The sequence below is a fragment of the Streptomyces candidus genome (assembly GCF_014207445.1).
GTDB lineage: Bacteria > Actinomycetota > Actinomycetes > Streptomycetales > Streptomycetaceae > Streptomyces > Streptomyces candidus.
This window is the reverse complement of record NZ_JACHEM010000010.1, coordinates 16,035-29,895: the sequence shown is the minus strand read 5'-3', so window position 1 is coordinate 29,895 and position 13,861 is coordinate 16,035. Positions and strand designations below refer to the sequence as shown.

The following is a 13,861-nucleotide window of genomic DNA, read 5'->3' as shown; positions in this document are numbered from 1 at the left end:
ACTGTGTGAGCCGTACGATCCGCCGCGCCGCGCGGCCCGTCTCAGGAGCCGTTCCCGCGACCGCATCCGGTGCCGTCGCCGGGGACCGCGCCGCCGTCCCACCTGGCCCGCCGCATGTCGAGGCGCGGCAGGTGCCCCTCGGCGGTGCGCGGGGCGGTGCGCAGGGGAGTCCTCTCGGCCCGGTAGTGCTCCAGTGCGCGCAGCTCGGAACCGGGCAGCAGCTGTCCGTCCGCGCGGACCACGCGCCACCAGGGCACGGCCCCGCCGTACAGCGCCATCACCCGGCCGACCTGCCGGGGGCCGCCCTCGGTGAGCCACTCGGCCACGTCCCCGTACGTCATGACGCGGCCGGACGGGATCTGTTCCGCGACGGCAAGGACCCGTTCCGCGTACTCGGGGAGCTCGTCGCTCACGGCAGGATCGTCGCTCATCCGGCCCATCCTGCACCACGGCACCGACAGTGCCGTCCGTCCTGCGGGCACACACCCCGCACTCGGGGCAAATCGGGGCACAACACCCTGAGGCCCCCCTTCCTCACCCGGTCATGCCACCATCGTCCGGGCGGTGACCGGTGAGACCAGAACACGAAGAGACGACGACGAAGGAGCAGGACGTGCAGCCACAGCAGGCGGCAGGCGCTCCTGACGCCGTCCCGCGGCCGGATTCCGGCGGCCCTCTCGCGGAGGAGGAACTCGCGGAGACCGCCGTCACGGACAGAGCGACCACCGCCACGAGCGGTGCGACGCTCGTGTCCTCCGGTGGAGCCGCATCCGGCTCCACCGAAACCGACCTCAGCGACGAGGGATACGTGGAGCGCGTCTCCGGCGACGAGCCGCTGCTCGCCGCCCGCGTGCACCGCCCCGCCGACCTCGTACGGCTGCTGACCGGGGTGCTCGGCATCGTCTGTGTGATCGCCCTGGCGGCGTTCGCGCACGGCACCGCCTCCGGGCTGGAGAAGGACATCCTGGAGGGCACCAAGCAGACCCCGGTCGTCCTGGTGCGGCTGGCCGGTCTCATCTCCAGCATCGCCGTCCTCATCCTTCCCGTCGGCTTCGCCATCGAGCGGCTGATCAAACGTGACGGACTGCGGATCGCCGACGGCGTCCTGGCCGCCGTACTGGCTCACGGTGTCGCTCTCGCCACCGACCTGTGGGTGTCGGGCCCCGCGCCCGACAGCGTCCGGGAGGCGCTCACCCGGCTCTCCCCCGACGGCGGCAACGTCCTCACCGACCCGGTGCACGGCTACCTCGCGCCCGTCATCGCCTACATGACGGCCGTCGGCATGGCACGCAGGCCGCGCTGGCGGGTCGCGCTGTGGGCGGTACTGCTCGTCAACGCGTTCACGGTGCTCGTCAGCGGCCAGACCACACCCCTGTCGATCGTCGTCACCGTCCTGATCGGCTGGACCGTCGCCTACGCCACCCTCTACGCGGTGGGCTCCCCCAACGTCCGTCCCACCGGGCAGACCCTGCTCGCCGGACTGCGGCACGTGGGCTTCCGCCCCGTGAGCGCCATGCGCGCCGAGGAGCCCCTGGACCTCACCGACCAGGGCGACCGGGGACGGCGCTACATCGTCACCCTGGAGGACGGCCCGCCCCTCGACATCACCGTCGTGGACCGCGAGCAGCAGGCGCACGGCTTCTTCTACCGGGTGTGGCGGCGCGTCACTCTGCGCGGCATCACCCAGCGGCGCTCCATCCAGTCGCTGCGGCAGGCCCTGGAGCAGGAGGCGCTGCTCGCCTACGCGGCCATCGCGGCCGGCGCGAACGCCCCCAAGCTGATCGCGACGTCCGAGCTCGGACCGGACGCCGTGATGCTCGTGTACGAGCACCTGGGCGGGCGGACGCTGGACTCGCTGCCGGACGAGGCGATCACCGACGAGCTGATGCGGGACGCCTGGCGCCAGGTGAAGGCCCTCCAGTCACGGCGCATCGCGCACCGGCGGCTCGCCGGTGACGCGATTCTGGTGGATCGTTCCGGCACGGTGATACTCACCGATCTGCGGGGCGGCGAGATCGCCGCGGGCGACGTCGTGCTGAGGATGGACGTGGCGCAGCTCCTGACGACCCTGGGGCTGCGGACGGGCGCCGAGCGGGCTGTCGCCGCCGCCGTGAAGGTGCTGGGGCCCGACACGGTCGCCGACAGCCTTCCCCTCCTCCAGCCGATCGCGCTGAGCCGCTCCACGCGCGCGACGTTGCGCCGGCTGAGCCGTGAACGGTCGCAGCGGCACCGCGAGGCGGTGCTCGAAGCGTCGCGGCTCGCAAAGGAGGCCCGCGTCCGCGAGAGGGACGAGAAGGCCGCGGCTCCCGGCGGGCGCAAGGCGGTACGGGCGGAGAAGAAGGCCGAGAAGGAGGCTCTCGACGAGGCCACGGAGGGAGCCCGCGAAGAGGACCTGCTTACGCAGATCCGCCACCAGGTGCTGCTCATCCGCCCACAGGCGCCGGTCGAGGCGGTCCGGTTGGAGCGCATCACGCCGCGCACGCTGATCAGCGTGCTGGCGGGCGCCTTCGCCGCGTACATCCTGATTTCGAGCCTGCTGAAGAATCCGGTCACGGACGCGTTCGCCACCATGAACTGGGGCTGGGTCCTGGTGGCGGCCCTGCTCTCCGCGCTCAGTTACGTGGCGGCGGCGATGAGCCTGCTGGGATTCGTCCCGGAGAAGGTGCCGTTCTGGCAGACCGTGAAGGCGCAGGTCGCCGGATCGTTCGTCAAGCTGGTGGCCCCGGCCGCGATCGGCGGTGTGGCGCTCAACACCCGCTTCCTGCAGAAGGCGGGAGTACGCCCGGGACTGGCCGTGGCGAGTGTGGGCGCGTCCCAGCTGTTCGGCCTGGCCAGCCACATCGGCCTGCTGATGATCTTCGGTTATGTGACCGGAACCGAGCAGACCTCCTGGGACAACCCGTCCCGGACGGTGATCGCCGGTCTGCTGACGGCGGCGGTCCTGGCGATGATCGTCACGGCGGTGCCGTTCCTGCGCAAGTTCATCGTCACCCGGCTGCGTTCGCTGTTCGCGGGTGTGGTCCCGCGCATGCTCGACGTGCTGCAGCGACCCAGGAAGCTGGCCACCGGCATCGGCGGCATGGTGATGCTCACCATTGTCTTCATCATGTGTCTGGACGCGTCGATCCGCGCCTTCGGGGGCAGCAGTGTCGACGACCTCAGCTACGCCCTCATCGCCGTGGTGTTCCTGACGGCCAACGCGGCCGGTTCAGCGGTGCCGACACCGGGCGGCGTCGGCGCGGTCGAACTGTCGCTGTTCACCGCGCTGACCGTGGTGGCGAAGGTGCCCCCGGACGTCGCGACCCCCGCCGTACTGCTGTACCGGCTGCTGACGTTCTGGCTGCCGGTGCTGCCGGGCTGGCTGTGCTTCAACAGCATGACCCGCAAGGGCGCGCTCTGACCGGCCCGTCCGCGCCGTACGCACGCGCGCGGCGGCACTCGCATGGACCCCGGCGCGCGCGGCCCGTAGGGCCACAGCGCACGATGGGGGGCATGCCTACCTCTTCCGTGCGGCGCGCCCCGGTGCTGGCCGCCTCCGCCGCCCTCCTGCTGTCCCTGTCCGCGTGTTCCGGCGGGAGCGGCGCAACGGGCGGCAACAAGGACTCCGGCGACAAGAAGCAGGACCTCTCCGCCCAGCAACTGAAGTGGGCGGACTGTCCGGCTCCGACGTCCGCCCAGGGCGAGGGTGACAAGCCGTCGCCGCTGCCCGGCGGCACCCCCTGGCAGTGCGCCACGATGAAGGTGCCGCGCGACTACGCGAAGCCGGACGGCGACCTGATCGACCTGGCCCTGATCCGGGCCGAGGCCGCCGACAAGAAGAAGCGCATCGGCTCGCTGATCTACAACTTCGGCGGCCCCGGCGGCTCCGGCATCACCACGCTGCCGAGCGCCGCCAAGGACTACGAGAAGTTGCGCTCCCGGTACGACCTGGTCAGCTTCGACCCGCGCGGGGTGGGCCGCAGCGCCCCCGTGGAGTGCGCGGACGCCAAGACGCTCGACACGTACTACGCCTCGGACATGACCCCGGACGACGCCGCCGAGGAGAAGCAGTTCGCCGACGGCCTCAAGAAGTACTCCGAGTCCTGCCGGCAGAACTCCGGCGGCATGCTGCCGCACGTCGGCACCGTCAACGCGGCGAGGGACCTGGACCTGATGCGACAGGTGCTGGGCGACGAGAAGCTGCACTACTTCGGCATCTCGTACGGCACCGAACTGGGCGGCGTCTACGCGCACCTGTTCGCGGCGAAGGTCGGCAGGGCCGTGTTCGACGCGGTGGTGGACCCCACGCAGAAGGCAGAGGAGAGCTCGCTGGGCCAGGCGAAGGGCTTCCAGCTGGCGCTGAACAACTTCGCCAAGGACTGCGTGGCGCGCGGCGACGACTGCAAGCTGGCGGGCAGCACCCCGGAGGAGATCGAGGACAACATCGTCGCGCTCCTCCAGCGCCTCGACAAGAAGCCGGTCCCGGCGGGCCACGGACGGCAACTGACGCAGAGTCAGGCAACCAACGGGATCGTCCAGACGCTCTACTCGAAGGACTTCTGGCAGTACCTGGAGCAGGGTCTCGACGAGGCGGAGGGCGGCAACGGCTCCCTGCTCCTCGTCCTCGCGGACGCCATGAACGGCCGCAACCAGGACGGTACGTACAGCAACATCGGTGCGGCCAACGCCGCCGTCAACTGCGTTGACTCCAAGGAGCGTTACGACCTCGCCTACGCCAAGTCGAAGGTCGCGGACTTCCGCGGGGCGTCCCCGGTCTTCGGCGACTTCCTCGCCTGGGGCCTGTCCGGCTGCTCGACGTGGCCGGTGCCCGGCCAGTGGGAGACGCCGAACGTGAGCGCTCCGGGGGCCGCACCGATCGTCGTGATCGGCACCACGGGGGACCCTGCGACGCCGTACGAGGGCGCCCGGAAGATGGCCGAGAAGCTGGGCAAGGGCGTCGGCGTCGAGCTGACGTACAAGGGCGAGGGGCACGGCGCGTACAACGGCAGCAGTGCGTGCGTGAAGTCGGCCGTGGACGGCTACCTGCTCGACGGCAAGGTCCCCGCCGCGGGAACGGTCTGCGAGTAGGCCCTCCTGCGGGCCTGCGAGGTGGCACGCAACGGGCCCCGCACGGGCTTTCCGTCACTGTCAGTGGTCGCGCCTAGGATGTGGGCACTTGCTTTCGAACTCGGAGCGGATACGGGGAGCAGTGCGACGGGGGGCCTGTCATGACGCGGCGCGGGGCGGTACGAGCACGGGCGAACGCGTGGGTGGCGGCGGTGGTCCTGACCGCTGTCGCCGCCACCGGGTGCAGTACGGACGGCGGGCCGCCGCGACCGGGGGCCACCGACGACGGGCGGCCCGCGTCCGAGCGTCCGACCGCGTCCGACCCGAAGGGCTCCGCGTCCTCCGAGTCGGCCCTGCCCGCCGCCGTCAGGAACCAGAAGCTCTCCTGGAAGGCGTGCGCCGCCCCGGTGAAGGCGCGCGGCGCCGAAGCAGTGGCCCCCGGCGGCGAGTGGCAGTGCGCCACCGCACAAGTCCCGCTGGACTACCGGAACCCGGCCGGCGAGACCCTGGGCATCGCCCTGATCCGGACGCGCGCGTCGGGCGGCGACGCCAAGCGGATCGGCTCGCTCCTGTTCAACTTCGGCGGGCCCGGCGGCTCAGGGGTCGCCACCCTGCCCGCCATGGGCGAACATTTCGGCACCCTGCGCGGGCGTTACGACCTGGTCGGCTTCGACCCCCGCGGGGTGGCGGACAGCTCCGAGGTGGTCTGCCGGGACGACCGTGCGACGGAGGCCTCGCTCGCCCTGGACTCCACCCCGGACACCCCCGCCGAGGAGAAGGCGTACTTCGCCGACGCGAAGGCGTTCGGCGCGGGCTGCGCAGAACGCTCCGGCAAAATTCTCCCGCACGTCGGCACCACCGGCGCCGCCCGTGACCTGGACGTGCTGCGCCAGGTCCTCGGCGACGAGCAGCTGCACTACCTCGGCTTCTCGTACGGTACCGAACTGGGAGGTGTGTACGCGCACTTGTTCCCGAAGCGGGTGGGGCGGCTGGTCCTGGACGCGGTCATCGACCCGTCCGCCGGCCTCGTGGGGCACTCCCGCAACCAGGCCCTCGGCTTCCAGCGGGCCCTCGACAACTACTTCCGCAGCGGCGGTACGACGCCCCGGGCGGGCACGGCACGCGTGGTGCGTTTGCTGGAGCGGCTCGACGCGGCTCCGCTGCCCGCCGGCCCGGGACGCCGGCTCACCCAGAGTCTGGCGCTGACCGGCATCATCGCCCCGCTCTACAGCAGGAGCAGCTGGCCCGCCCTGACCGAGGCCCTGTCGGCCGCCGAGCGGGGCGACGGGACACCGCTGCTGCGCCTGGCCGATTCCTACAACGACCGGGACGGGCAGGGGCACTACAGCACCGCGCACCACTCGCAGCGCGCCATCTCCTGCGCCGACACCAAGGGCCGGGTGAGCGCCGACGAGGTCCGGGCCAGGCACCTGGCGGACTTCCGTAAGGTGTCCCCCGTCTTCGGGCCCTACCTGGCCTGGGACCTGGCGGGCTGGTGCGCGTCCTGGCCCGTGCCGGGGGCGCACGAGACGCCGGAGGTGTCGGCCCCCGGTGCCGCACCGGTCCTGGTCGTCGGAGGGACGGGCGACCCGGCGACCCCGTTCGAGGGATCGCTGCGGATGGCGGAGGAACTGGGCCCGCAGGTCGGCGTGCACGTGACCTACAAGGGCGAGGGGCACGGCGCGTACCCGTCGGGGAACGCCTGCGTGCGGCAGGTCGTGGACGCGTACCTGCTGGACGGGAAAATACCGGCGGCGGGCACCGTCTGCTCGTAGTGCCCGCCGCCGCTGGTGCGAAGTGGTCCTAGTAGACCGGCTTCTCCGGCTCGATCTGGTGGACCCAGCCGATCACGCCGCCGCCGACGTGCACGGCGTCCGAGAAGCCCGCCGACTTTAGGACGGCGAGGACTTCCGCACTGCGGACACCCGTCTTGCAGTGCAAGACGATTTTCTTGTCCTGCGGGAGGTTCTCCAGGGCGGTGCCCATCAGGAACTCGCCCTTGGGGATCAGCTTCGCGCCGGGAATCGAGACGATCTCGTACTCGTTCGGCTCGCGGACGTCGATGATCTCGATCTTCTCGTCCGCGTCGATCCACTCCTTGAGCTGCTTGGGAGTGATCGTGGAGCCGGCCGCCGCCTCCTGGGCCTCCTCGGACACGACGCCGCAGAAGGCCTCGTAGTCGATGAGCTCGGTGACGGTCGGGTTCGCGCCGCAGACCGCGCAGTCGGGGTCCTTGCGGACCTTGACCTGGCGGTACTGCATCTCCAGGGCGTCGTAGATCATCAGGCGGCCGACCAGCGGGTCGCCGATGCCGGCGAGGAGCTTGATGGCCTCGGTGACCTGGATCGAGCCGATCGACGCGCAGAGCACACCCAGCACGCCGCCCTCGGCGCAGCTGGGGACCATGCCCGGCGGCGGGGGCTCCGGGTACAGGCAGCGGTAGCAGGGGCCGTGCTCCGACCAGAACACGGACGCCTGGCCGTCGAAGCGGTAGATCGAACCCCAGACGTACGGCTTGTTCAGCAGCACGCACGCGTCGTTGACCAGGTAGCGCGTCGCGAAGTTGTCCGTGCCGTCGACGATGAGGTCGTACTGGGAGAAGATCTCCATCACGTTCTCGGCTTCGAGCCGCTCTTCGTGCAGGACGACGTTCACGTAGGGGTTGATGCCGAGGACCGAGTCCTTCGCGGATTCGGCCTTCGAGCGGCCGATGTCGGCCTGACTGTGGATGATCTGGCGCTGGAGGTTCGATTCGTCGACCTCGTCGAACTCGACGATGCCGAGCGTGCCGACTCCGGCGGCGGCCAGGTACATCAGAGCGGGCGACCCGAGGCCGCCGGCACCCACGGCAAGCACCTTGGCGTTCTTCAGGCGCTTCTGCCCGTCCATCCCGACGTCCGGGATGATCAGGTGGCGGGAGTACCGACGGACCTCGTCAACGGTGAGCTCGGCAGCGGGCTCGACCAGGGGTGGCAGCGACACGGGAACTCCGTTGGTCGGTATATCAATACGGTTGTTCTCCCCGTAACACTGCCACGCCCCTTCTCATTCCGAGACACCCGGTCCGATCCGCGAGACGATTTCGTCCCAGTAGCCGGGCAGTGCCTCCCAAGGGCTGCCCACCTGCTCACCGGCCCTGTCCCGGTCCGTGCGGTCGGTGAACCAGATCGTCCCGGCACCCTGCCAGCGGGCGATGCGCAGCGCCTCCTCCAGATGCGTGCGCGGCACTCCGTGCACCAGGTGGCAGAACCGGGAGGCCGGGTAGGAGGCCGTCCATTCGGCCGCCTGCGACCACCGGTAGTCCGTCCACGGACCGGCGAACGTCACCAACTGGTCGGCGGTCTCGGCGAACCCGGCGTACGGATGGGTGCCGTGCCCGAGGACGAGCCGGCCGCCGTCGAGGGCATCCGTCCCCCGGAGCATCGTCCGCAGAATGCCGGTGAGCCGCCGGGTCGCGGGCAGTTCTGCCCGCTCGCCGGAACACCGGTCGAGGTAGAAGCCGTCGACCCGGTACCAGTCCAGGAAGCGCTGGGCGTCGGAGATCAACTCGCCGAAGTCCCTCGCTCCGTACGTCGCATCGAGGTGTCCGAGCACCCTGAGTCCCGCATTGCGCAGCCGCCCCACGGCTTCGAGGCAGTGCGGGTCGGGACGGGCGCCCGGCCCCTCGGCGACGTTGAGCACGGTCCAGTGCAGCGGGGCCGCGAGCCCCGGCCCCGCCGCGTACGGCCTGGAGAACCGCAGGAGTTCGGCCCATTCCACCGGCGCGAGGAGCGGGTGCGCGTATCCGGGGACGCCGATCCCGGGCCGGTCCGCCCCGATGGCGGGGCGGACGGCGCCGGGGGTACTCAGATGCGGCACGCCGCCTCCATCCAGATGTCCGCGAGCGATTCCTCCAGGTTGATCCGGGGCCGCCAGCCCAGCCGGTCGCGGGCCGTGCGCACGTCGGCCTGCTGCCAGCTGCCGCACCCGTCGGGGTACGGGTACGGGGCCGCCCCGAGGTGCTCGGTGAGCGCGTCCGAGGGCCGGGGCGCACCGATGGTCGGGACGCCGCCGTTGCGCATGGCGGCGCTGGCGGCGGCGGAGCTGGAGTACCCGTTGGGGGCGTCCAGTTCGTGCAGCGCCCCGCCGTACCCGGCGACCCGGGCGAGGACGGCGGCGGCGTCGCGCAGCCGCACCGCGCGGCCGGTGCCGATGTTGACGACGCCCTGGGCGGCGGACAGCGAGGCGGCGTGCACGGCGCGCGCCACGTCCCGTACGTCGACGAAGTCGCGCTGCACGCCGAGTCCGCTGAGCTTGAGCTCGCCGTCGCCGGACTGCATGGCGCGGCGCATGGCCTCGGCGAGCCGGCCGAGCGGGGAACCGGCCGGGGTGCCGGGGCCGACCGGTGAGAAGACCCGCAGGACGACGGCGTCCAGGCCCGAGCCGAGGACGAGTTCCGTGGCGGCGAGCTTGCTGACGCCGTACGGTCCGCCGGGGCGCGGCACCGCGTCCTCCGCGGTGGACGATCCCGGCTGGGAGGGCCCGTACTCGGCGGCACAGCCGAGCTGGACCAGCCGCGCCCCGCAGCCGCTGCGGCGCAGGGCCTCGCAGACGGTGGCGACGGCGACGGTGTTGTGCCGGGTCAGGTCGCGGGCGCCGCCCCGGGTGGCCCCGGCGCAGTTGACGACGACGCCGGGGTGCACGGCGTCCAGGAAGCGGGTGAGCGCTCCCGGGCTGCCGGTGGCGAGGTCGAACCGTACGTCGGCGTCGTCGCCCCGACCGAGGGCGGTGAGCTGGACGGCGGGGTCGGCGAGGAGGCGGTCCGCGACGAAGCGGCCGAGGTATCCGTTGGCGCCGAGCAGCAGAACCCTCATCGTGCGTCCCCTCGGTGCCGACGGACGCGCACGGGCTGCACGGGGAGAGGGGGTGGGGGGTTCATGTGTCGTTCTCCTTGGGGGTGTTGTACGGGGTGTGCGGTGGTGATCGGTGGTGCAGGAGCGAACAGGGACGGGTGGGGGTGGAGCGCCGGCTGTGGCGTCGTCGGCTTCGCGACAGCCGGAGTCTTTTGCCGGGCCGGGGCCCTTTGTCAGGACGAACGGTCCGGACTCCGCGGTGGGAGGAAGGGGGCTGCGAACCTTCTCGTGGAGGAGGTTTTGGAGCTCGTGGCGCGGTGGCGCCGGCCGCTCAGCCGCGCCGCCCCGCCCGTGCGGTGCCGCCCGTGGGCGCGGGGGCCGCCGCATGTGCGGAGGCCTGGGACAGGGCGACTGCCGCGTGCGCCAGGAGACCCAGTGCGGCGGCTCCGCAGGCGAAGGCGGGCACTGCTCCCGCGCCCCAAGCGCGCACCGCGTGCCGCACCGGCCCGGCCAGCGCCTCGCACCCGGGAAGCCGCGAGGCGAGCACGGAGCCGAGGAGGGTGATTTCGGCGGCGCAGGCGAAGGTGAGCCCCATGGAGCCCGCGTCCGGCAGGCCGTGCACGGCGAGCAGTCTGGCCAGGAAGAGCAGGGCCCCGACCGCGAGGGCCGAGACGGCGAGGCCTCCGCCGATGCCGAGCCGGGACGCGCCGTACAGCAGCAGCGTCAGCGCGGCCGCGTACAGCCCGAACACGCCGAACAGCAACGGCCGGACAGCCGACCCGAAGTCCTCGGTGCCGCGGCTCACGGTGAGTCTGCGACGCGCCTGTACGGTCAGCAGCCGGGCACACCAGGCGGCGGGCGCCAGAGCTGCCGCGAGCCCGAGGAGAGCGGCCGGTGCGGGCGTCCACAGGGGCCCGTCGCCGAGCAGACGCGTCAGCACGCCGTCGCCCAGCACCGCGTACAGCAGCAGCCAGCCGGTACGCGCCCACGAGGTGTGTCCGTCGGCGCGGAGCGGCCCGTGACGCAGGCACAGCAGGAGAGCGAGGGCGGTGGCCAGGGCCCCGGTGACGAGCAGGGCGACACGCAGCCCGCCGGCCGCCCGGCCCGCGCCGAGCAGGGTGAGGGCGCACAGCGCTCCCGGCAGGAGTGCGTACGCCGCCCACCCGGTCGGCAGCGAGCCGTCGCGCACGGGGGGTGCCGGAGCGTGTGCGGTGGCGTCCTCCTCGTCGGCACGGGGGACGCGCGCGTAGAGCTCCTCGGCGAGCGAGAAGACGTCCCGGTGGCGGAAGCGGGCGGCGGTGCGGTCGGTCACGCCGTGCGCTTCGAGCCCGGCGGCGATCTCCAGGGGGTCCACGGCGCGCTCGCACAGCTCGCGGTGCCGGTGCATGAGCACACGGACGGGGTCGGCGGGCGTCTGCGGGGCGACGGCGGACGGCACGCGTGCCGCGGTCCGCACCGACGCCGCGGCCTGCCCGGACACCTCACCGCGCCCGGCCACCGCGGCCCAGCGGGGCGTCCGTGTCCGCCCGTCGGTCTCCGTACGGCGGCCGGCCGGAGCCTGCACGGTGGCGACGGGCCGCCCGCTGCCCACCGGCGGCCTTCCGGCCCCCGCCTGCACGCCGGCCACGGACTGCACCACCGTTGTCGCCTGCGCAGCGGGCGCCGACTTCGAAGCGTCGGCGGGCTGCACCGGCAGGCGGGGGGCGACGGCCGTCGCGCCGGACAGGTCCAGCCCGTGTGCGGGGGTCTCCGCCATGCCCGTCGGATCTGCCGTCTGCGTGGTCATGGGCGTACCTCCCGTACGGAATCGGTGGTGTCGGCCGCGCCGGGGCGGGCGGCCGGGTCGGCAAGGCGGTCGCCCGGTCCGGGTGTCCGCTTTCCGGGTCCGGAGGGCCGGTCACCCGGCCCGGTGGTGCGCCGCTCCCGGTCGGACACGCGGTGCGCCGGGTCGTCTGCCGGGGCGTCGTCCGGCAGCGGGTCCTCGGTCGCGCGGTCGGTCAGGACCGCCAGCCCGCCCCGCGGCCCGGTCGCCCCGCTCCCGCCGGCGTGTGGGAACGCGGTGCTGCCGGGCCCGGTGCCGCGTGGCCCGGTGGCACCGTGCGCACCGCCCGTCCAGGCGCCCGGCACATACGCCTCGGCGGCCAGCGCGAACGGCAGCGGTTCCCCGTCCGCCGGTTCCCGCCGCACCGGGCAGTGCGAGACCAGCTCCAGATAGATGTCGCGAAAGGCGGCCAGGTTCTGCTCGACGGTGAACAGTTCGAGGGCCCGCGCCCGCCCCGCCGCGCCCAGGCGCGCCCGGCGCTCGGGGTCGCGCAACAGTGCCAGGCAGGCGTCCGCGAGGGCGCGCGGGTTGCGCGGCGGCACCACCAGCCCGGTACCGCCGACGACTTCCACGACGGCACCCACGTCGGTCGACACCGTCGCCCGGCCGCAGAACAACGCCTCGACGAGGCTGACCGGAAAGCCCTCGACCACGCTCGACAGCACGACCACCGAGCCGGACGCGTACGCGTCCGCCGGCTCGGCTGCGCCGGGCCCCCCGAGTTCCTCGAAGAGGACGGGGCTCTCCCCCTCCGTACGGGCGTCGACGGCCTCGTCGGGGAAGAGGTGCGCGGCGAGCGCCCGGCAGTGCGCGAGGTAGGCGGCGGAGGACGCGTCCACGACCGGCGCGGACACGATGCGCAGCCGGGCGCCGGGCTCGGCCGCGCGGACCTGCGCGAAGGCGTGCAGCAGGGCGACCAGGTCCTTGGCGGGTTCGATCCGGCCCACCCACACCAGCGTGCCGTCCGCCCCCGTCCCGTCGGTCTCGCCGACGGCGGCGAACCGCGCGGGATCCATGCCCGGGTAGACGGTGCGCAGCTTGCTGCGGTCGGCGCCGCAGCGTTCCTGCCAGCGCCGTGCGTGGGCGTTGCCGGGGGTGATCACGGCGGCCTGGGCGTACACCTCGGCGGCGAGCAGCCCGTGGAAGCCGGCCAGGAGCGTGCGCACCGGGGCGCTCAGCTCGGCCTCCTGCGCGGCGAGGTAGTGCGCCCGCAGCTGCACGCCGTACTCGGTGACCAGCAGCGGTACGCCGAAGAACCGCTTGGCCAGCAGTCCCGGCAGTGCCGCCGCGCCCGCAGATGCCGCGTGGCAGAGGTCGACCGCCCCGAGGCCGCCCTCGCCCTCGTCGCACCAGTCGAGGGAGAGCGGACGCAGGAGGCGTTCCAGGAGGTCGGCGAGGACGAGGTGGTCGGAGACCTTCGCGGTCTGCACGACGCGGGGTGCGCCCGGCGCGCGGCAGGCGCGTTCCAGGGCGCGCACGGCGCGCTCGGAGCGCAGGGCGGTGTGCACGCCGCCCTTCTCGCGGGCGAGTTCGGCAAGACCGTAGAGGCCCGCCGCGAACCGTTCCCCCGCGGACGCCGCAGCGGACGCACGGGCGGTCCCGGCCGGGCCCGGAGCGCGCGCACCCGCCGTCACCCCCGCGCAGACGGCCGACACCAGTGCCCCGAAGTGCTCGTCGAACCTCCGGCGTTCGCGCCGCCCGTGGGAGCGCGCCCCGAGCCGTCCGTACGACGTCCTGAAGTCCGCCTCGGAGGACCACAGCGGAGCCGTCCGCACGCGCTGGACCTGCGGAGGGAGCGCAACCCAGCCCTGCTCCTCCTGGTCCTCGCTGCGGCTCAGGGCGTAGACGTCGAACTCGTGCCGCGTGAGCCCGCGCACGAGCCGGTCGCACCAGAACCTGGACTCACCGGTGGCAAACGGATAACCACCCTCCGTGAGCAGTCCGATCCGCACGTGGACACCCCCGATCTCCCTTGTGGGCAGCCGCCGTTGGTATGGCGACTCGCAGCGGGACCGACCGTATGCGGACATGCCGGTGGTGCGACGGACGGTTGTCCATCGCACCACCGGAAGGGGTGAACAGTCGTAACTTTCGCGTACGACCGGCGTTCTCTCGCGCTAAAGAGGTACGGGAACCCCGCCGGGGCCCGGAAACGGGTCAC

Annotated in this window: 9 protein-coding genes; 3 read left to right on the top strand and 6 right to left on the bottom strand. The window is 72.9% G+C overall.

Annotated elements, in window-relative coordinates; translation table 11 throughout:
• Positions 1-41: 41 nt before the first annotated feature.
• Positions 42-440, bottom strand: a complete 399-nt coding sequence (locus HNQ79_RS19380; RefSeq protein ID WP_373312625.1) for an MGMT family protein — start codon at positions 438-440, stop codon at positions 42-44.
• A 173-nt stretch (positions 441-613) separates the two neighbouring features.
• Here HNQ79_RS19380 and HNQ79_RS19375 point away from each other — a divergent pair, with 173 nt between their 5' ends.
• The 3 genes from HNQ79_RS19375 to HNQ79_RS19365 all read left to right on the top strand — a co-directional run bounded on the left by HNQ79_RS19375 (position 614) and on the right by HNQ79_RS19365 (position 6,821).
• Positions 614-3,400 (top strand): lysylphosphatidylglycerol synthase transmembrane domain-containing protein, encoded by a 2,787-nt coding sequence (locus tag HNQ79_RS19375; protein ID WP_185032771.1) that lies wholly within the window; start codon positions 614-616, stop codon positions 3,398-3,400.
• A 92-nt stretch (positions 3,401-3,492) separates the two neighbouring features.
• A complete protein-coding gene (locus HNQ79_RS19370; protein ID WP_185032762.1) occupies positions 3,493-5,067 on the top strand; it encodes an alpha/beta hydrolase in 1,575 nt (524 codons plus the stop codon).
• A gap of 140 nt (positions 5,068-5,207) precedes the next feature.
• On the top strand, positions 5,208-6,821 hold the full coding sequence (locus HNQ79_RS19365) for an alpha/beta hydrolase (RefSeq protein WP_185032760.1): 1,614 nt from the start codon (positions 5,208-5,210) through the stop codon (positions 6,819-6,821).
• 28 nt (positions 6,822-6,849) lie between these two features.
• Here the strand turns inward: HNQ79_RS19365 and moeZ are convergent, their stop codons facing one another.
• The 5 genes from moeZ to HNQ79_RS19340 all read right to left on the bottom strand — a co-directional run bounded on the left by moeZ (position 6,850) and on the right by HNQ79_RS19340 (position 13,652).
• Complete coding sequence (gene moeZ / locus HNQ79_RS19360) at positions 6,850-8,028, bottom strand: adenylyltransferase/sulfurtransferase MoeZ (protein ID WP_185032758.1); 1,179 nt, start codon at positions 8,026-8,028, stop codon at positions 6,850-6,852.
• A gap of 63 nt (positions 8,029-8,091) precedes the next feature.
• Positions 8,092-8,904: a spherulation-specific family 4 protein gene (locus tag HNQ79_RS19355; protein WP_185032756.1), complete on the bottom strand. Its 813-nt coding sequence runs from the start codon at positions 8,902-8,904 to the stop codon at positions 8,092-8,094.
• Positions 8,892-9,899 carry an SDR family oxidoreductase gene (locus HNQ79_RS19350; protein ID WP_185032753.1) on the bottom strand — a complete coding sequence of 336 codons (1,008 nt, stop codon included), beginning with the start codon at positions 9,897-9,899 and terminating at the stop codon, positions 8,892-8,894. Before HNQ79_RS19350 ends, HNQ79_RS19355 begins: the two co-directional genes overlap by 13 nt.
• A gap of 310 nt (positions 9,900-10,209) precedes the next feature.
• Positions 10,210-11,664 carry a hypothetical protein gene (locus HNQ79_RS19345; protein ID WP_229923705.1) on the bottom strand — a complete coding sequence of 485 codons (1,455 nt, stop codon included), beginning with the start codon at positions 11,662-11,664 and terminating at the stop codon, positions 10,210-10,212.
• On the bottom strand, positions 11,661-13,652 hold the full coding sequence (locus HNQ79_RS19340; protein WP_229923704.1) for a DUF3492 domain-containing protein: 1,992 nt from the start codon (positions 13,650-13,652) through the stop codon (positions 11,661-11,663). The genes HNQ79_RS19345 and HNQ79_RS19340 overlap by 4 nt, the downstream gene beginning before the upstream one ends.
• Positions 13,653-13,861: the final 209 nt, after the last annotated feature.